The sequence below is a fragment of the Rheinheimera sp. MMS21-TC3 genome, from assembly GCF_032229285.1.
In the GTDB taxonomy this organism is placed as follows: Bacteria; Pseudomonadota; Gammaproteobacteria; order Enterobacterales; family Alteromonadaceae; genus Alishewanella.
Window position 1 is genome coordinate 1,479,310 of sequence record NZ_CP135084.1, and the last position, 20,120, is coordinate 1,499,429.

At 40.0% G+C, this 20,120-nt stretch carries 14 protein-coding genes and 1 other annotated feature; of the genes, 10 read left to right on the forward strand and 4 right to left on the reverse strand.

From position 1 onward, the window contains the following. Positions 1–32 precede the first annotated feature (32 nt). The 3 genes from RDV63_RS07300 (at position 33) to RDV63_RS07310 (ending at position 3,489) form a co-directional block, all read left to right on the forward strand. Entirely contained in the window at positions 33–617 is a 585-nt protein-coding gene (locus RDV63_RS07300; protein ID WP_313908842.1) for an ATP-binding cassette domain-containing protein, read from the forward strand. Then, positions 610–1,710 carry a DUF6136 family protein gene (locus tag RDV63_RS07305; RefSeq protein ID WP_313908843.1) on the forward strand — a complete coding sequence of 367 codons (1,101 nt, stop codon included), beginning with the start codon at positions 610–612 and terminating at the stop codon, positions 1,708–1,710. Before RDV63_RS07300 ends, RDV63_RS07305 begins: the two co-directional genes overlap by 8 nt. A 69-nt stretch (positions 1,711–1,779) precedes the next feature. Further along, positions 1,780–3,489, forward strand: coding sequence for a dipeptidyl-peptidase 3 family protein (locus RDV63_RS07310; protein ID WP_313908844.1), 1,710 nt, complete (start codon positions 1,780–1,782; stop codon positions 3,487–3,489). 116 nt (positions 3,490–3,605) lie between these two features. On the opposite strand, the gene RDV63_RS07315 is transcribed toward RDV63_RS07310, so the two are convergent. Beyond that, the gene (locus tag RDV63_RS07315) at positions 3,606–5,246 is read right to left on the reverse strand and encodes a hypothetical protein (protein WP_313908845.1); all 1,641 of its coding nucleotides are present in this window, start codon (positions 5,244–5,246) and stop codon (positions 3,606–3,608) included. Between the two features lie 47 nt (positions 5,247–5,293). After that, positions 5,294–6,513, reverse strand: a protein-coding gene (locus RDV63_RS07320) for an IS3 family transposase (RefSeq protein ID WP_313908846.1) whose coding sequence is annotated in 2 segments (ribosomal slippage) — positions 5,294–6,225 and positions 6,225–6,513 — 1,221 coding nt in all. Because the reading frame shifts where the segments join, the coding sequence is not laid out codon by codon here. Then, positions 6,119–6,235, reverse strand: a sequence feature (AL1L pseudoknot). (Overlaps the previous gene by 117 nt.) Before the next feature lie 58 nt (positions 6,514–6,571). Here RDV63_RS07320 and RDV63_RS07325 point away from each other — a divergent pair. The 3 genes from RDV63_RS07325 (at position 6,572) to RDV63_RS07335 (ending at position 8,878) form a co-directional block, all read left to right on the forward strand. Next, positions 6,572–7,015, forward strand: coding sequence for a hypothetical protein (locus RDV63_RS07325; protein WP_313908847.1), 444 nt, complete (start codon positions 6,572–6,574; stop codon positions 7,013–7,015). 242 nt (positions 7,016–7,257) lie between these two features. Next, on the forward strand, positions 7,258–7,632 hold the full coding sequence (locus RDV63_RS07330) for a BlaI/MecI/CopY family transcriptional regulator (protein WP_313908848.1): 375 nt from the start codon (positions 7,258–7,260) through the stop codon (positions 7,630–7,632). Beyond that, entirely contained in the window at positions 7,625–8,878 is a 1,254-nt protein-coding gene (locus RDV63_RS07335) for a M56 family metallopeptidase (protein ID WP_313908849.1), read from the forward strand. Before RDV63_RS07330 ends, RDV63_RS07335 begins: the two co-directional genes overlap by 8 nt. A gap of 93 nt (positions 8,879–8,971) precedes the next feature. Here the strand turns inward: RDV63_RS07335 and RDV63_RS07340 are convergent, their stop codons facing one another. Next, complete coding sequence (locus RDV63_RS07340; protein ID WP_313908850.1) at positions 8,972–9,619, reverse strand: energy-coupling factor ABC transporter permease; 648 nt, start codon at positions 9,617–9,619, stop codon at positions 8,972–8,974. Between the two features lie 228 nt (positions 9,620–9,847). Between RDV63_RS07340 and RDV63_RS07345 the strand changes: the two genes are divergently transcribed. The 4 genes from RDV63_RS07345 (at position 9,848) to RDV63_RS07360 (ending at position 19,298) form a co-directional block, all read left to right on the forward strand. Continuing rightward, complete coding sequence (locus RDV63_RS07345; RefSeq protein WP_313908851.1) at positions 9,848–10,303, forward strand: isoprenylcysteine carboxylmethyltransferase family protein; 456 nt, start codon at positions 9,848–9,850, stop codon at positions 10,301–10,303. 102 nt (positions 10,304–10,405) lie between these two features. Next, entirely contained in the window at positions 10,406–16,294 is a 5,889-nt protein-coding gene (locus RDV63_RS07350) for an alpha-2-macroglobulin (protein WP_313908852.1), read from the forward strand. A 45-nt stretch (positions 16,295–16,339) separates the two neighbouring features. Next, on the forward strand, positions 16,340–18,691 hold the full coding sequence (gene pbpC / locus RDV63_RS07355) for a penicillin-binding protein 1C (RefSeq protein ID WP_313908853.1): 2,352 nt from the start codon (positions 16,340–16,342) through the stop codon (positions 18,689–18,691). Positions 18,692–18,752: 61 nt separating this feature from the next. After that, positions 18,753–19,298, forward strand: coding sequence for an isochorismatase family protein (locus RDV63_RS07360; protein WP_313908854.1), 546 nt, complete (start codon positions 18,753–18,755; stop codon positions 19,296–19,298). Between the two features lie 29 nt (positions 19,299–19,327). Here the strand turns inward: RDV63_RS07360 and RDV63_RS07365 are convergent, their stop codons facing one another. After that, positions 19,328–20,104, reverse strand: coding sequence for a S1/P1 nuclease (locus tag RDV63_RS07365; protein WP_313908855.1), 777 nt, complete (start codon positions 20,102–20,104; stop codon positions 19,328–19,330). Between the last annotated feature and the right edge of the window lie 16 nt (positions 20,105–20,120).

Consider the following 20,120-nt stretch of genomic DNA (forward strand, 5'->3'; position numbering starts at 1 on the left):
AGTAATGGAATTGCAGTAATGGATGCTAGGTAATGTTAAGTGTAAGCAACCTTGTTAAATACTATGGCCAACAGCCGGTTATTAAAGAGTTATCGTTACAGTTTGCTAATAAGCGCAGTTGCATAGTCGGTGCTAATGGTAGTGGCAAAACAACCTTTTTATTTATTTTAGCCGGCTTAATTAAGCCAGATTCTGGCCAAGTGTTATGGCAAGGAAAAAAGTTAATTTCGCCGCAGTCGATAACAGCAATAGCATCAGATGCTATTAGGAACCCAAGCTTTTTAACAGTAAGGAAGTTGTTTTTATTAACCCAAAGCATGTGGCAGCTAGATTTTCCCGATAAGCTAATCGCTGCTTTTGGCTTAACACCACACCTAGATAAGACCCTGGATCAATTATCGGCTGGTAATTTAAAAAAGGCGCATCTAATCAATGCCTTTATGCGTAACCCTAGGTTATTGTTACTAGATGAACCTAATATTGCTTTAGATGAGAACAGCTCTATGGCCTTATGGCAGGCTATTGATGACTTCTCTGGCGATATTATTGTTGCAAGTAACGAACCGGCCGTTTTTACCGGTAAGGGCTTTAATTTGCAGGGTATAAGCGGTGATTAGTCGTTATATTAGTTATCGCTTTGAGCTGTTCAGGTTTGAGATAAAGCATTGGCTGGCGCAGCTATCGGGCTTATCTTTATTTTTAGTTGGCATCTTAGGCTCGGCAATACCAGTAGTTTTTTATCTTACTTTGCTCGGTTTTGGCATGCTGTTTGAGAATAAGCTGACTATCAATGAGGCCATCTTTTTTGCTGCGACTGTGTTACTTTTTCAGACAGTTTGTTTAGGCTTATGCAAAGCTGCTATTACAGGTCAGCGCTTTATTGCTTTTACCCTGTCTCTTACCGATAAAGCTTGGCTGGCCAAACTAACTGACATCTTGCTAGCAAGTCTTTGTAACCCGCTGTTACTGCTTCATATTATTCTTATTGGCTCTGTAAATATAAAGTACTGGCTTAATTTCCCGCATATGTTTTTACTTCTGCTGTTGCAGATCTTGTTCTCTATTATGGCTTTTATATCAGCTAAGCAACTTTATGTAGTTTTGGCTTTGTTGTTTGTGGCTGCTCAAACTGAACTTATACCAAGTATAGAAGTAGGGTTGCTTATACCTTTACTGCTTTTAGCTCTGTTTCAGCTTATGCCTAAAATATCTCTTATGTTTAAGAGTCAGCTAAGACACAAAGTAACAGCTTATTCTGCTTATAACTTTTGGTTAGATTTTTGGCGCCAGCATAGTCGGATCCCTCTTTTAGTGCTGGCTGTAACGGGAATAAGTTTGCTTATTAGCCATATCTTTGTTCAGCAAAGGCCCGATCTAGCACCGTTTGTGTTTTTATTTTGTGGCCAGTTGTTAGTGCTGGTGGTGAGTGCTTTACCATTAGAGTTAAGTAGGCAAATACAAAACAATCAGCACTTTTATGCTTTGTTTGCCATTTTTCCTGCTTTTAATTTGATTAAAAACCTGTTTTTAGTGGTGGCAGGCTTATTGGTGTTTTTGTTTTTTGCATTTATTTCAGCCAGTTTAGGCATGGCATTAGTGCACTTTTCGATGCTGTTAGGTTGTTTTTATATAATAAAAACTCGATCTAATTATTTAATTTTTGCCTGGTTATTTAGCTTTGTTTTTGTTGTTGGGATCTCAAGTTTATAGCTGTTGCACTCTAAGAGCACTTTACTTACTCTATAACTCAAATTTCTCTTTTAATCATACAGGTTTTTTATGCGTATTAATTCAGTTCTTAGCGCCTTGTTTATCGCCGGTGTCTTATCTATTTCGGCTTGTTCAGATAACTTAAGCCCAGAAAATACTATTTCTAAAGATGCTAACCAAAACACTATAGACTCACCAGCAGCTGAACAAAGTAGCGTTAGCTTAATTCCTGAATTTGCATCCCGCTTAGATATTTATTATCCAGTAGATTTAACGGCAGATTTGTCAGGCCTTTCGGCTAATCAACACAAAATGCTGGCTTTACTTATTGATGCGGCCAAAGTGATGGATGACTTATTTTGGCAGCAAGCCTTTGGCGAGCCAAAAGCTGAATTTTTAGCCAAATTACCACAAGGTAAAGTTCGTGATTTTGCCGAAATTAACTATGGCCCTTGGGATAGATTAAAAGGCGATCAGCCATTTCTTACAGGTTATACCGCCAAAGCACTAGGCGCAGAGTTTTATCCGCATGATTTAACTAAAGCTGAGTTTGCTTCAGCCAACTTTGCCGATAAAACCGGATTATATTCAATAGTGCAGCGTGATAGCCAAGGTGATTTAGTTACCATAGCCTACTCAAAACACTATGCTGCAGAGCTTGAAAAAGCGGCTAAGTTATTAACTCAAGCAGCGGCCTTAGCTGAAGATAAAGAATTTGCTCATTATTTAACTCTAAGAGCCCAAGCCTTATTAACTGATAACTACCAAGCTTCAGATTTAGCATGGATGGATATGAAAAATAATCCAATAGATGTTGTGATTGGGCCTATAGAGAATTATGAAGATCAGCTATACGGTTATCGCACCGCCTTTGAAGCTTATGTGTTAGTTAAAGATCAAAGCTGGAGCGAAAAACTGGCTAAATACGCAGCTACTTTACCTGCATTACAAAAAGGCTTACCGGTAGATGCAAAATATAAAGCAGAAGTGCCAGGCAGTGATGCCGATTTAAATGCTTATGATATTATTTATTATGCTGGTCATGCTAATGCTGGCTCTAAAACCATTGCAATTAATTTACCTAATGATGAGCAAGTGCAATTAGAAAAGGGCACGCGGCGCTTACAGCTAAAAAATGCCATGCAGGCTAAGTTTGAGCATATTATGTTGCCTATAACTGAACTGCTAATTGCGCCAGAGCAGCGCCAGCATGTAACTTTTAATGCCTTTTTTAATAATACTATGTTCCATGAAGTTGCTCATGGCCTAGGCATTAAAAATACCATTAATGCTAATGGCACAGTGCGCCAAGCCTTAAAAGAACACGCTTCTGCCTTAGAGGAAGGCAAAGCCGATATTTTAGGTTTGTATATGATCACCCAATTGCATAAACAGGGCATGTTAAGTGAAGGCCAGTTGGAAGACTACTATACAACCTTTATGGCGGGGATCTTCCGCTCTGTGCGCTTTGGTGCATCAAGTGCTCATGGTAAAGCGAATATGATCCGCTTCAACTACTTTGCCGAACAGGAAGCCTTTGTCCGTAATAATGATGGCACTTATCAAGTAGACTACCCGAAAATGCAGTTGGCTATGGCCTCGTTATCTGAATTAATTCTAACCTTACAAGGCGATGGTAATTATGACGGCGTGGCGTCTTTAGTTGCTGATAAAGGGGTAATTAAACCACAACTTGCTAAAGACTTGGCACGCTTAGCCACAGCGAATATCCCTGTTGATATCGACTTTAATCAAGGTAAGCAAGTATTAAAGTTATAACTTTAACGGTTAAGTTTTATTAAGCATAACACTACCCGTTTTAACTGTAGTGACTAAGTTTTTTAGCTTAGTTCAGCAGCAACTATGGGTAGTTTTTAATGTTAGTGTTAAAATAATTAAAGTTGCAATCTAAATTTATTTACTTCTGTTGTTTCTGTCACGTTAAGATCTGCATTGATTTTAATCAGTTTTTCATATTCTTCGGGGAAAAATCTTTTAATTCTAGCTACTCTTGAAAAGTGGCTTAACTCAAATTCTTTAACTACTGTTAACACTGGAATTAAACTTGGGTTCAACAGACCTTTTTCATAACTGTCTTCTAATAAAAAGTCTAAAACATCTAGCCCAAGGTGATTAAGGCTAGGTAAAAAACCATTGTCTAATAATAACTGGACAGCTTGTTCAGAGTGTAATGCTGCTGGCAAAAACATATCATTGCCATATTGATCTTGAAGTGAGAAATCAAACCCACGCAGCATTAATAAATGCCACTGTTTAATATTAAAATATTTAAAGCTAATGAGTGCGGAAGGCTGCTTTGACGTTATTCGCGAATTCCAAATAGGTAAAACCGCATCTATATTTTGTAGCAGTGCAAACACTAACATATCAATTTCTTCTGTAGTTAGTGGTGTTGTAGAACTGTACTCAAGCGCATCTTGGTATTGCTCCGCTCGTAACAAGTCAATCAACCTGCTTTCATTATTAAGTGAACCGCTGTTAGTTGGGTTAGCTCTCCGCCATAAATTGACTAAAACAGGATCAATTTCATGTAATCGCTCAGCAATGTTTTCTCCATCATTTTTAATATCGTTTATTATTTTATATGCTTCGCTAATATCTATAAAACCTTCGGCCACTAATAGCTCTTTTTGAATATTTTGACAAGCATCCGAATTATCGTATATGGCTGATTTTCTTATTTCAATTGCTTCAATTGCACTAGCCACTAACGAATTATCAACGGCGAGTTGTTTGCTAGCTTCATTAGAGCCTATTAATGCGATCTTATTCATAACAGCTCTTAGTTTAGGCTCTAATATTTCAGAGCTTTGAACGCCTCTACTGAATGGAGCTTTGAATAATATTATCGTTTCATGATCGGTTTGATGGGTTATACCATGGGCATTGAAGCCTTTTTCAATCAAATAGTTTAATGTTTCTATGTATTTATCCGGAAAAGACTGTAAATTTTGGTATTCTGCTGCTGCGGTTGGAAAGTTCATTATTGCAATATCTAAGCCTGTAATCACGCCCGGTTCGTTGGTTGCATGAACGCCATGCGTTTCCAGTAACTTAAGAAGCGGGACGTTATGTTGAGCTACTGCGACATCAGCTAGATTGTTGTATGAGGAATATTCTGTGTGTAATACCAAAGGCATATCTGCAACTGATTCCGTTTGTGCGAAAAGTAATGTTAAGTATGGCATCGGTAAATTATTTTGTATGGCTACTGCAAGATCATTTACAGTAAATGATTGCAAAGTGACAGCTTGTTCAAATTCATCAAGGCTAAGTTGGCTTGCCGTTAAAACAAATAATATAGAGGGTGATATAACTGAGCTACCATTAATACTGAGTGGGGATTCCAGATAGGTATTAAAATTTTCAGTATTATCTAACAACTTATAAATTTCTGTTTTGCTAATATTATTATTTAGCGTTAGATGCATCGTTAAGCCATTACTTTTACCTTCGAATGCATTTAATCCTTTAATAACTGTAGAAATATTCTCTTCTGAAAACCCAGCTATCACTGATAGTCTGAATCGCCCCGAGTTCATCGGAGACCAGTTTGTTTAAGTCAGGCCACTTTACCTGACTCGTTTAAATTATCATAGTAGTCTGTTTCATATTGAGCTGGTGAAATATACCCAATTGAAGATAATAGGCGTTGATTATTAAACCAATTGACCCACTCTAACGTTGCGTATTCAACAGCATCAACATTCTTCCACGGGCCATTTCTGCGAATAATCTCTGTTTTAAATAATCCATTTATTGTTTCAGCCAATGCATTGTCATAAGAGTCACCCACACTGCCTACAGACGCTTGAATTCTAGCTTCAGCAAGTCGCTCAGTGTATCGTATAGACAAATATTGGCTGCCTCTGTCGCTGTGGTGAATTAACCCTTCGGGGTTGCCACGATGCCAAATAGCTTGCTCTAACGCATCAAGAATAAGCTCTGTGTGCATTGTCGTTGATACACGCCAACCTACAATGTATCGTGAAAAAACATCTATCACGAAAGCGACATAAACAAACCCACTCCATGTGGCAACATAGGTGATGTCAGCTACCCAAAGTTGATTTGGCTGCTCAGCAGTAAATTGACGATTAACTAAATCAAGTGGCTTATCTTGTTGCTCGTCAGGTATCGTTGTCTTATGTGCTTTACCCCGACGAACACCTTGAATTCCCATAACTCGCATCAATCGTTCGACTGTACAGCGGGCGACTTGATGGTCGTCAAGCTGTAGCTGCTTCCATATTTTTCTTGCACCATAAACTGACATATTATCCTCCCACACTTCGCGAATGAGTATTATCAGCTCAGCATCACGCTTTTTGCGGTTAGACAGTCGCTCAGGCTCTCTTTGTATCTGTTTATGAGAATAATACGTTGATGGTGCAATCGGCAATTCCTTGCAAATTGACTCGACACCGTAATGCTCTCTGCAAGCATCAATAAAATCCACTGTTACTTCTGTTTGCGGTCGAGCTCCGCTTGGGCGAAAAAAGCGGCAGCTTGCCTCAGGATATCATTCGTTCGCTTGAGCTCTTTATTCTCGCGCTCTAAGGCGGCAAGGCGTTCTTCAGTTGATTGCGTATTAGAAGAGGGTTTAGACGGTTGAGCTTGAGATTTCTTGACCCATGCTCTAAGTGTTTCTGGGGTACATCCCAGTTTATCTGAAATCGATACTAGCGCAGCCCAAAGAGAAGGGTATTCATGCTGTTGTGTGGTAACAAGCCTAATTGCACGTTCACGAAATTCTGATGTATAGCGATTTGATTTTTTCATAGTTCCAGTTTCTCAAGTTATTGAGTCTCTGGCAAACACGGGGCGATTCAAAGCGGCTATGGATAATCTGCTAGGCGATGGTAAGTACGGTGCTGCAGTTAATATGGCACTTTACCAGTTTGGATCTGTAGAACATGCGCAAATGGCAGCATTAGCCGCTAATTCAGCAGGCCGAATGTCAGATATTAGTACTCAAGATTTATATGCGTTAGCTAGTTGGTTCAGTCATGGCCCTGTGCGGAGTGCGGCTGACAATGAAATGGCCAAGCGAGGTACTGGTTTAGAAGGTACCTTTGGTACCGGCACTAATCAAGCTGGCGCTGCAGATGCACGTTGGAAACAGCAATACGGCAGCAGCGCACTTAAACCTGCATCATCAAGTTATGCGCCAAACCGTCCTTCTGTACTTAGCTCTTCTGAAGCGGCCAAACAAACTCGTGAGAAATACCGTACAGCTCATTGCACTATGACAGGGAATGCAAACCATAATCTCTGCCGTTAGATCTTTTTAATATAAGTCGCCAAGTCTCTATAATTTTGGCGGCTTATTACCTCTAAACCATCCCAAATAAAACGATAACAATTTTCTGGTCTAACTTCTTATTGCCACCTATAACGCACTCGAAATAACTGTGGTTCTAAATCTAGTATAAAAATTAGTATAAAAATTAATGTTTAACTTGCACTTATTGATTACATCTGTAATATTTAATGTATTACAGATGTAATCTTATAGGTGAATGGATGATTGAAATTAGCAATGCTGAGCTGAGAGTTATGCAGGTGCTTTGGCAAAAGCAGCCACAAACCGCTAATGAAGTGGTTGCTAGTTTAGGCCAAGACTGGCATGAAAAAACGGTTAAAACCTTACTTAATCGCTTAGTAAGCAAAGGGGCATTGGATTTTGATAAAAATGGCCGCGCTTATCTTTATTATCCGCTTATTAAAGAAACAGAATATCAGCAGCAACAAAGTCGGACTTTTGTTGAACGTATTTTTGCTGGCCGTATTGCACCTTTAGTGGCGGGGTTTGCTAATCAAAATAAGCTTAAGGCAGATGATGTAGAGCAGTTAAAACAGTTAATAGCTAATTGGGAGCAGGAGCAAAAAAATGACTGAGTATTTATTGTATTTAATGCTGCCATTGTCCTTATTGCTACTGCTGTTAATGATAGTACAACACTTTTTTATGGCGAAACTTGGAGCCCGAACAATTTACGCTTTATGGTCCAGCGTGCCGTTGTTGCTGTTATTGAGTGTCATTAGCCCATTATTGCAAAACTTTATACCAGCCTTTGCATCTGCTGCACCATTTCAGCATTATCAAGTAGGTGTACAGCAACTAACCGTAACAGCTAATAATACTAATTGGCTATTTGTCTTGTGGTTAACTGGAGCCTTGCTAGGGCTAGGTTATTTATTCTTAAGTTACCTATATAGCCTAGTGATTTTTCGCCGTGCTACACCGGTTTTAGTTAAGTCTGTCAAGCTAGTCTGTTATCAGTCAGATACTAAAGATGGGCCTTATATCAGTGGTTTTTTTAAACCATCAATATTATTGCCGCAAGACTTTTTTACTCGTTTTAGTGACTTGCAGCAACAACTTATTGTGCGCCACGAACTAACGCACTGGCAGCGCGGTGATATCTATTTAAATTGTATAGCTTTAGTGGTTTTGTGTTTATTTTGGTTTAATCCACTGTGCTATTTAGCTTATCGTCAATATCGGCAAGTACAAGAGTTAGCATGTGATGCACAAGTTACTGCTAATGCTAGTCACGACGAAAGAATTGCTTATGGTTATGCTTTACTAAGCAGTGCCCAGCAGTCAGTTAATTTAACTTGGCCGCTTACTCATCATTATGGAGATTTTAAAATTATGAAACAACGAATTACCCAATTGCAATTTCAGCGGGGCGTAAGCAAAAGTATAGTACTTAGTGTTATAGCTATAGTCGTTATTGCCTCCTTATTTATCCAGCAACCAGCTCAAGCAACAGGTGTGAAAACACCAAGTTTAGCACCTGTTACCCGGATAGAGCCACGTTATCCTTTGCAGGCAGCAAAAGAGGGTATAACCGGTTTTGTTCAGTTCGAGTTTGATGTTGATGCTAAGGGTAATGTTATTAATGCCAAGGTGCTTAAAGCAATTCCTAGCAATGTCTTTGAAAAAGAGGCCTTAAATGCGTTACAGCAATGGCAATATACGGCTACGGGTAAATTGCATAAATCACAGCGGGTACAATTAAATTTTGAGCTAGATGTAATAAAATCTGATATGGAGCGCATTAGTGTTACGCCGCCAGCTCCTCCAGTACCACCTGCGCCTGTGGCTCCACCTGTAGCACCAGAAAAGAATATGTAATAACGTTGCGAATGCGATAAAGCAGCGGTGTAACCAGCAGTGCTAATAGCGCTGCTTTATCGTATTTGAATATTGCGTCACTAGTGCTTTAGCTTAGCGTTCAGGTGATAAGTATTCTCGATCATAAAAAGTGCGTAACCAATGCGGTTGATATACCGCCATTAAGGTGATGGCGCCACCATTAAGTAAGGCTTCTGGAAACCACGTTAATATTGATAGTTTAAGGTAATTATCATAAATAATATCCCAAGCAAAACGGCCTTCTGCATAAAACCATAATGAGACTAATAGCATATGCAGCGCTATGGTTAAAGCTGCAGCTAAAAAACCTGCAACAAAAATATAAATAAATAAATGTCGGGTTAAATAACGATAACTGGCTAAAAATAATAAATAACTAAATAGGCCAGGTAAGATAAAAGTAGTGAAAGCATAGAGGCCAGCATCAGCTATAGGAACTTGTTGTAATAAAATTAATATAAGACTTACAAATAGGCACAGCAGCATAGCAATACGCCAACCATGGCAAAGAATTAGCGTAGTAAGGAGTAAAAAGTGAATGTTTAAACCAGCTATAATGCCTGCCTTTACACTCCAGAGCGCGCTTAGGCCTAACACAGTGGCAAAAACAAAGTGCTGATAACCTGGTTCAGTTTTTAATTTAGGCCAAAATTCACGCGGAAAATAACGAACGATTATTAGAAGCCATAAAATCCAACCGGCTATTTGCCAGACACTCATTCATCTTCTCCACTTAACTAAGTTGTTGTTTAATTATGTAATTTAAAGCCTAAATCACTGAGTCAATTATTTACTGACTATCTTGCTGAATACGCTATATTTATTATGATAGAGTCTAAGACTGTTATTATAACGTTTATTAGGGTTAACTTTAATTTCTTGAATGTAAATTACGCTAAGCACTAGATACACTTTTGCTGTTATAAAGTATTAATGTAGGTGTCGACTATGAATAGATTAGAAAAAAAGCTGCCACCCTTAGCGCTGGTTATTATTGTGGCGATATTAATGTGGTTAATTTCTATTTATGCACCGCTTATCTTTATACCTTATAGGTTAGGTATAGTAACGCTATTAGCATTAGTCGCGCTAGGAATAATTTTTGCTGGTTTATTAGCGTTTTGGCAAGCAAAAACTACGGTTGATCCTAGCACGCCAGAAGCTGCTTCTGAATTAGTATCATCAGGTATTTATAAGTGCACTCGGAATCCAATGTATCTTGGCTTTGCGTTTTTACTTTTAGCTTGGGCGGTATTTTTAGCATCCGTTTGGTCAATGCTGATGATTGGAGTTTATATTCTGTATTTAAATCGCTTTCAAATTCAAGCTGAAGAGCGAGCATTAACCGATATTTTTGGTGTTAAATATCAACAGTATCAGACCAAAGTTAGGCGTTGGCTGTAGTAATGCTTGCTAACTTAAGTCGCTATAGTTCATTTAAGATTAACCTTCATAAGCTAGTATTATGAAGCTTTAGTGTGCGCTTTTAAAAAACTAAGGATAGTCATGTCTGAATCATCATCATTTTTTAGTAAGCTTTTTGGTTCGATTAATTGGATTGCGCCTCCTTGGTGTCAGCAATTAAAATCTTCAGCTCAACAGCAACCAGCAAGGTTTTGGTCAATTATTGTTGTTATATTATTAGTGTTTAGTGCAGTTGTTGCTGGAAGCTATTACATTAATCAATTGCCTAAACCTATGCAGGTTATAGCAGAAGTTAGTGCCCCCGAAATTGGCTACTATCAAGATGATATAGAGCAACCTAGCACTCTGACTCTGGCTTTTTCTTATGATGATCAAATTACCAATTTGCCTGATGATGCACCAATCAGCCCAAGAGTTTTGCCGCCCACTCAACCACAGTCTACTCTTTCAGCAGCAAAATTAGATTTAATAGGCGAAGTATTAACCTCTGGCATTTCGCTAAGCCCAAATATTAACGGTAAATGGTTGTGGCAAGATGATAATACCTTAAGCTTTACGCCCGATCAGGCTTGGCCAGCAGGGCAGGAGTATACAGTAACATTAGATAAAGCTATTTTTGCCCCTGACATTAATTTAAAACAAAGCCGTTATCATTTTTTATCTGCAGCTTTTACGGCTGAATTAATAAATTTACGGTTTTATCAGCATCCAGAGCAACTTAAACAACGCCATATAGTGGGCACGCTCAACTTTAGTCATCCTGTTGAACTAGCTAGCATTAAGTCATTATTAAGCCTGAAAATGCGTAAAGATGGCGCAGAAAAGTCAGCTAAAGGCTTAACGTTAGATTATAGCCTTACTAGCGATAAATCAGGGCGTGAGGTTTATTTTAAGTCTGCAGCCTTAAGCTTACCTGAGCACGAACAGTATTTAACCGTAACTTTAGAGCAAGGCGCACGGGCAAAACAACCTAACTCAGACACAACAGTGGCAAAAGTTGCGAAAATAACCGACAAAATTAGCCAGCAATTACTGGTGCCAGATCAAAGTAGCTTTTTAAAAGTAACTCAACCTACGATTGATATTGTTAATAATCCAGAGCAGCAGCCTGAACAAGTATTAATGCTAGGCTTTACTGACCGCATTGCTAGAGTTGAATTAGCGAAAAAATTAAAGTTATACACTTTGCCTAAGCATCCCAAACGTCGCTCTGGCAATTGGATGGCCAGTGAAGTTAACGCTAAAGTGTTAGCGGATGCTAAATTGCTAGAATGGCAGCTGATGCCAACAACTGAAAGCCATGCTAGTCAGTTTAGTATTAAGCTAGATTTACCGGAAAAACAACATGTTTTTGTCCAAGTTCCGGCTGGTTTAACCTCAGTGGCTGAATTTGCTTTGGCCAATGAATTTCGCTCTGTATTGCAAGCACCGGCTTATCCTAAACAAGCAAAAATCATTGGCGAGGGTGCCGTTTTATCCTTAAGTGGTCAGCAAACCTTGCAATTACTTAGTCGTGGCTTACCTGGCATTAAAGTAAAGCTACATAAGTTATTACCTAAGCAATTAAATCATTATGTTAGTCAAACTAATGGTGATATTAGCCAGCCATATTTTGATGGTTACCGTTTTGATCAAGAGAATATAACCGCAGTTTATGAAAAAACTTTTACCCTTACTAATGTTGATGCCAAGCAAGCTAACTACTTAGCCTTACCGCTAAAACCATACTTAGATAAAAGTGGTATGGGCTTATTTATTATTGAGCTTACGGCTTATGACGCTAATCAGCCAAATAGCTATCAAGAAACGCTAGATAAGCGCATGGTGTTAGTAACGGATCTGGGCTTATTGGTTAAACACAATGCTGACTCTAGCCAACAAGTGTTTGTGATGTCTGTTGCAACTGGTAAGCCTGTAGCTAATGCTACGGTTGAATTATTGGGTAAAAATGGTGTGCCTTTATATAGTGAAAAAACTGACAGCCAAGGCCAAGTAAGTTTTGCTAAAACAAATCACTTTTCCCGCGAGCGTCAGCCGGTTGTTTATCTTGCGTCTTTGCAACGAGAGGGCATCACAGATAGTAGCTTTATTCCTTTTCAACGTTATAGCCGCCAGTTAGATTATTCTAAATTTAATACTTCGGGTGATTATTACGATGCTGTAGATACTACAGCACTTAATGCTTTTATATTTACTGATAGAGGCATTTATCGACCAGGTGAGCAAGTTAATGTTGCCGCTATTATACGCCAAGCCGATATGGCAGTAGCCCAAGGTAGCAAGCTGCCGCTTAACATTCAAGTTGAAGGGCCACGCGGTAATACTTTTTGGCAAACTAAATTTTCATTATCGGGGCGTGGCTTGCATAGCTTTACTATTGATACCGAAAACAGCAGTGATACCGGACGTTACACCGTTTCCGTCACTTTATTAGATGACAAAGGCGTAACCCAACGTTATTTAGGCTCTGCCAGCTTTCAAGTTGAAGAATTTACGCCAGATCGATTAAAAATAGCTAATAAGTTTAACCAAAGCGCGAAAGGTTGGTTAGCACCAGCAGACTTAGTTGCCCAAGTGCAATTAGATAATTTGTTTGGTACCCCAGCGCAACAGCGCCGAGTAAGTGGTCGCTTTGAACTTATTCCTACTAGCTTTAACTTTACTGAATATAAAGACTATAAGTTTGTGGCATTAAATCAGGATGATAAAGCCAGAGAGCGAATTAAAGAAAACTTAACTGATCAAGAAACGGATGTTAATGGCCAAGCTAACTTTACCTTACCGTTAGAGCAATATAGTGGTGGTACTTATCGCTTACTGTTTCATGCCGAAGGTTTTGACAGCGCGGGTGGTCGTAGTGTGCAGTTAATGCAAACTGCTTTATTATCGCCGCTGTCACATTTAGTGGGCTTTAAAGCTGATGGTGATTTAGGCTACTTAAAAAAACAGCAAGAGCGAACAATCAGCTTTATTGCTATTAATAAAGAACTAGAGCAAATAGGGCTATCGGGTTTAAAGCTAAAAATAATAGCAAAACGTCCTGTGTCCAGTTTAGTGCAGCAAGGTGATGGCACTTATCAATATCAAAGTATTGAACAGCGTGAACAAATTAGTGAAATAGATTTTGCTATAACTAAAGACGGTAATCAGTATCAGTTAGCAACAGATAAGCCAGGTGATTATGAATTACAGTTAGTGGACAACCAGCAGCAGTTATTAACTAAACTTAGCTTTAGTGTCATTGGTGCGGGTAATAACCAAGCTATGCTAGAAAAAAATGCCACTTTAGAAGTCAAACTAGATAAAAGTGATTATAAAGCCGGTGAATGGATAGAACTAAATATTACCGCACCTTATACCGGCAGTGGCTTAATAAGCATTGAATCGGACAAAGTGCACGCTTTTAGCTGGTTTAGTGCTAGTACAACTAGCTCTATTCAACGTATTCAGTTACCAAAGCATTTAGAAGGCAATGCCTATATTAATGTTAGCTATGTTAGAGCGCTGGACTCTGAAGAGTTGTTTATTAGCCCGCTGAGTTATGCCGTTGTGCCCTTTAATATTGATCGTAGTAGCCGCGAATTAACTATAACCTTAGAGGCACCAGCTGAAGTGCGCCCAGGTAAAGCCTTTAAGTTAGGCTACAAGACATCAAACCCAGCTGATATTTTAATTTTTGGTGTTGATGAAGGTATTTTGCAAGTGGCTGATTATAAATTACCCGATCCGCTGGCACATTATCTAAAAAAACGAGCACTGCAAGTACGTAGTATGCAAATGTTAGATTTACTGTTACCTGAGTTTACTTTATTACGCCGGCAATTAGCGGGTATTGGCGGCGATGTCGAAAGTATAATGGTCACAGGTAGTCGGATGATGATGGATAAAAACTTAAATCCATTTGCACGTCGTCAAGAGCAGCCAGGGGTGTTTTGGTTAGGCATTTTACCCGCAGATACTGAGCTTAAACAGACAGAAGTAACTATTCCACAAAGCTTTAGCGGCAATATTAAGCTAATGGCAGTAGCGGTAGCCGAGGACACTTTAGGTGCCAAAAACCAAGACTTATTAGTACGCGGTCCTTTTGTGTTAACACCAAATGTGTTAACTACGGCAGCCCCCGGTGATGAGTTTGATGTTAGTATTTCTGTGGCTAATGGCATAAAACAATCTGGCCAGAATGCCAAGGTAGAAGTAGCATTAACACTGCCTGATTCCTTGCAGCTACTAGGTTCAACCAAGCAGCAATTAACAATAGCCGAAGGCAGTGAAGCTACTGCCAGCTATAGAGTAAAAGCCTTAAGCAAACTAGGTGAAGCTACCTTGCGCTTTAGCGCGCGTTATGAAAATGGTCGCTTAGTTGAGCAAAGCAATCGCGATATTAGCATTAGCATTAGGCCTGCTACTGATTATCAAAACCTGATCACAGCGGGTTATGCTAAAAAAGGCCAAGCTAAGCTGACACCCAGTACTAAATGGTACCCAGAGCTGGCAGATTTGTCAGTGACGGCATCTAGCAACCCCTTAGTGTTAGCCGAAAGCTTTAGTAATTATTTAGCTCAATATCCTCATGGCTGTACTGAACAAATTGTTTCGCAGGTGTTCCCTTGGATAGGTTTAGTGCAGCAACCTGCTTATCAAAGCCAGCTACCAGAATTACAGCAAAAGTTTGCTGTATTAATAGATAAACTGGCCGAGCGCCAGCAATATGATGGCGGATTTAATTTCTGGCCTGGTCAGCAAAGTAGTGCCGATGCACCTAGTGTTTATACCATGCATTTTTTAATTGCCGCTCGCGAGCAAGGGCTAGCTGTGCCTAACTATATGCTGGAACAAGGTATGGAATATTTAACCAGCTTAGCTAGGTTAAACGGCGCTAATTTATATCAAGCAAGGCTGCGTGCTAATGCAATTTACCTCTTAACCCGTAATGGTCTAGTCACTAGTAATTACTTAGTCGCCTTACATGAGCGTTTAGAAAAGCAGCACCAGCAAGCATGGCAATCTGATATTACAGCTGTGTATATGGCGGCAAGTTATCAATTATTGCAAAAACAAGATATTGCTAGCGGCTTAATTAGCCAATATAAACTATCAAAGCCATCAGCTTTTGAGCTGCAATTCTCAAGCAGCTCAACAACTAGAGTCACGCCGTCGCCTTATGCTAACGATGCTTTTCAATCGCAATTAAGTTTAGATGCGCAATATATCTATTTATTAGCAGAGCATTTTCCGGATAGGGCCAAGCAGCTTAATAGCCAATCAGTATTAAGCTTAGTTCAGCCAATGTTTGATGGCCATTACAATACCATTAGCTCGGCTTATGCGGTGTTAGCCTTGTCGGCTTATGCACAAATGCAAGGTGAACTATCGCTTGACTCATTGCAGCTTTATCAGCAGCTCGGTGATAAAAAGCAGTCACTTGCCTTAGCGGACAATAGTACGGCTATAGCTAAAGCTAAGTTCTCAGTCAGTGCCGATAAGCTACTGATAGAATCTGTCCAACCGGTTTTTTATGCCTTAAATGAAGCCGGTTATGCCGCTGACCTGCCCACTGTTGCCAGCAGTAAGGGTTTAGAGGTGGTTCGTGACTATTTAGATGCCGCTGGTAATAAAGTAACCACAGCGCAACAGGGCGATGAGCTAACAGTAAGGTTACGCATTCGCACTACCGGCAAACAATGGCAGAGCAATGTGGCAGTTATAGATTTATTGCCCGCGGGCTTTAGTGTTATTCGTAGCTCTTTACCCCGAGAGCAAATACGCTGGCGCGCAGATTATATTGATGTACGAGAAGACCGTATTGTTTATTACGCCAGCTTTGGTCCGCAAAGTACTGAGCTTAAGTATCAGGTTAAAGTGACAGCAGCCGGTGACTTTGTTGTGCCTGCTGCTTATGCTGAGTCGATGTATGATCGTACTGTTTATGCTAATTCAATCGCATCACGATTTAAGGTTAACGCTAAATAGTTATGTGCTCAGCTATTTGCTTTGTTAAGGCTTAAAATGGTAACGATGCGTAAGCCTAAATTTAGCCCCAGCAGTCTAGCTATACAGCTAGGGCTGCTGGTTTTATTGCTGATACTGGGTAGTTTGCTAGCGTTATGGTTATCACCTAAGCCTGAGCTATATCGAGATTATCAGCAAGCGAGCGCTTATTTTGCCGCTGATGGCAAATTGTTAAGCCTACGCTTGGCTAAGGATCAACGTTATCGACTTCGTATTGGCTTAGAAGACATAGCTCCTGCGTTACAGCAAGCCACTTTGTTATACGAAGATAGACAGTTTTATCAACATTATGGTGTTGATGGCTCGGCAATATTGCGCGCTTTTTGGCATGGTATTATCAAAGGTGGTCGTCGGCAAGGGGCCTCTACTATTAGTATGCAATTGGCCAGACTGCGCTTTAATTTACGTAGCAATACCTGGCTAGGTAAAATACAGCAATTGGCTTATGCGCTTTATCTTGAACGCCATTTTAGCAAAAAGGAAATTTTAGAAGGCTATTTTAATTACGCACCTTACGCCGGCAATATTGAAGGTGCAGCGGCAGCTAGTTTAATTTATTTTGCCAAAGAAGCGAAACACTTAAGCTTAGCTGAGGCTTTAGCTTTAGCGGTGATCCCGCAAAACCCAAGCCTGCGCAACCCAGAAACTAAAGTAGGCCAAGAGCAGTTAGAGCTGGCGCGGCAGCGACTTGCCCAGTTATGGCAGCAACAACCAAGTAAGCAAACTTTAACATCAGACCACATTAGTCGTTTACAAATACCACTACAGTACTATAAACGTAGTGACTTACCTTATGCTGCACCGCATTTTATTAATCATTTAATTAGCCATACTGGCCAGCAGGGGCGGTTTTACACTAGTTTAGATGCTAGCTTACAGCAAAAAATTGAGGCTTTAGTCCAAGCTTATTTATTAAGCCAACAAAGTAAAGGTTTAGAAAACGCCAGCGTCTTGCTGGTAAAACGTAGCAGCTTAGACATATTAGCTTGGTTAGGATCAGCAAACTTTTATAATGATGCTATTCAAGGCCAAGTAGATGGCGTAACTGCATTACGCTCGCCTGGTTCAGCGTTAAAACCTTTTATTTATGCTTTAGCTATGCAGCAAGGTATTATTCATCCTCAGTCTTTACTGGTCGATTTACCTCGACGCTATGGCGGCTTTAATCCAGAAAACTTTGATCGGCAATTCGTGGGACCTATTCACGCTACTGCTGCATTAATTAATAGCCGTAATTTACCAGCAGTGTATTTACAATCGCAGTTAAAGCAGCCAGATTTTTATCAATGGCTAACTCAAGCCGGTGTAGACTTATCGCAGCCGGCTGCTTATTACGGCTTAGCGTTAGCGCTAGGCGGCATGGAAATAAGCATGCAGCAGTTAGTGCAACTTTATGCTGCACTAGGTAATAAAGGCCAGTTGGCTAAATTAAACTGGCAAGCAAAGCGTACAGAGCCGGCTAGTAGCCAAAAGATCTTAACCAAAGAGGCTGCTTTTTTAACCCTAGATATGCTGCGCCAACATGCTAAGCCGCAGTCAGACTTATTAACTAAACTAACATCTAGTAGCGCAGTAGCATGGAAAACAGGTACTTCGTATGCGTTTCGTGATGCTTGGGCACTAGGGCTAAGTGGTGACTATGTTCTAGCTGTGTGGTTAGGTAACTTTAATGGTGATAGCAATCCAAACTTAATTGGCCGCTCAGCCGCTGGGCCTTTGTTTTTCCAAATTTTACAGTTATTAGATCTGACAAACACGGCTAATGCTGCTTTATTTACACCTACGGCCGATTTAAATTTACGCCAAGTTGCTTTGTGTCAACGCAGCGGTGATTTACCCAATAAATATTGTCCACAAACCGAGTTAGGTTGGTTTATTCCTGGCGTATCGCCAATAAAGCTTTCTACCGTGCATCGAGCTGTGCCGGTGTATACCGATAGCGGTATGCGAGCTTGTTTTCATCAGCTTGGCAAAACTTCTTTGCAGGTGTATGAGTTTTGGCCATCAGATATTTATCATAGCTTTATTAATGCCGGTATTATTTTACGTCAGCCACCTCAGTTGCAACAAGCTTGTTCGGGGCTAGCGCCTGTTGTTATGACCAAACCGATGATAGTGTCACCCCAAGCTGATTTAGTTTATCAGTTAGGCCAAAATTCTGAACAGCGTAAAATTGCGCTACAAGCTAGATTTGATGGTGACGTTAGCCAAGCGCATTGGTTTGCTGATAATAGGTATTTAGGCACAGTAAAGCCCGGTGAAACCTTTTTTTGGTCAGCTGATGCTGGTCGATATCTGCTGCGAGTTGTTGATGATTTAGGCGGTGTTGATAGCCGTTATATCCAATTAGCCGAGTAGGAGGGCTAAGTTATTAGTGTTTAGTGATAAGTGATAAGTGAATAGGTGAATAGGTGAGATTATGTTATTACAATTAGAAAATAGCTTAGTGCTGGTAATTGATATTCAACAGAAGTTGGCGCCTGCAATCGATCAGACTAAAGAGGTAGAGCAGGCGGCTGCTTGGGTGTTACAAGTTGCCTTGCAGCTTGGTGTGCCTGTCTGGGGGACTGAGCAGTATCCTATAGGTTTAGGGCCTACCTTGATATCTATTGCCGAGCTAATACCTGCTAAACACATGCTGCATAAAATGCATTTTAGTGCTCTTAAAGAAGCCCATATTGCTGCGGCTATTGCAAATACTAACCGTAAACAAATAGTCGTTATAGGCACAGAAGCGCATGTATGTGTTTTGCAAACAGTATTTGATTTATTAGCAGCAAACTATCAAGTCTTTGTGGTAGTAGAAGCGGTGGGCTCGCGTACTGCTGACAATAAACAATTAGCACTTAATAGAATGCAACAGCAGGGTGCACAGATAATTAGTAAAGAGATGTTAGCTTTTGAATGGTTAAACCGTAGCGGTACTGATAGTTTTCGCCATATTAGTAAAGGCTGGATTGTCTAATCTCATGGCTATAAATAGCCAATATGTTTTTAAGGCCTATAGCTAAAAGCTTGATCTAATATTAACGCTAAACGCACAGTTGCTTGTTGCAGTCTTGTCTCTAATGGGCCTTGATACAGTTTTATATAAGCACCGCCTAGTTGCATCTTTGGCTGGTAATGAGCATAAATATCAATCGTTAAAGCTGCTGATTCATTGGCCCAATCTAACAGGCTGCCTTGTTGCCATTGGTAAGCTTGTTTACTACTTATAGCTTGCAGCAATAGCTGTTGCTGGGCAGGATTGTTGTAGCCTAATTTTGCAAGGATCCGAGAATCCCATACTGAGTGCAAATTAGTAGCTTCTTGGTAGAAGTAAATCTCGGTTTTATTGCCGCCGAGATCATCGGCATAGCTGACATGTAAAGGTTGATGTAAATCGGCAATAAAGTGAGCTAAAAACAGCAAAGCTTGCCAATCGTTATTGTCTTGCTGTAAACGCTGTTGCATATCGGCAATGGCCGATAGTACACAGCCGTGCTTAGAGCAGTCATTTGACGTTACTGTAGTTTTGTTCCGAGCAAAATTGACATAATGTAACGGAGCAGACCATTTAAAACTGTCATTATCTCGTACAGTATCAGGCCAAACACAAGCAGCAGCAAAACTCTGCAAACCTGATGTTTTGACTAAGTTATCAATTTTGGTCTGAGTTTGCGGTTGGCTTATTTGGTAAGCCAGTTCACAAATCATTTTATGACCGGTTTGGCCAAAAGCAACAGCTTGCTGTGAGTATAAAGCTAGAAGTAATAGCAATAGAATGCGCATCTATACTCCCAGAGTA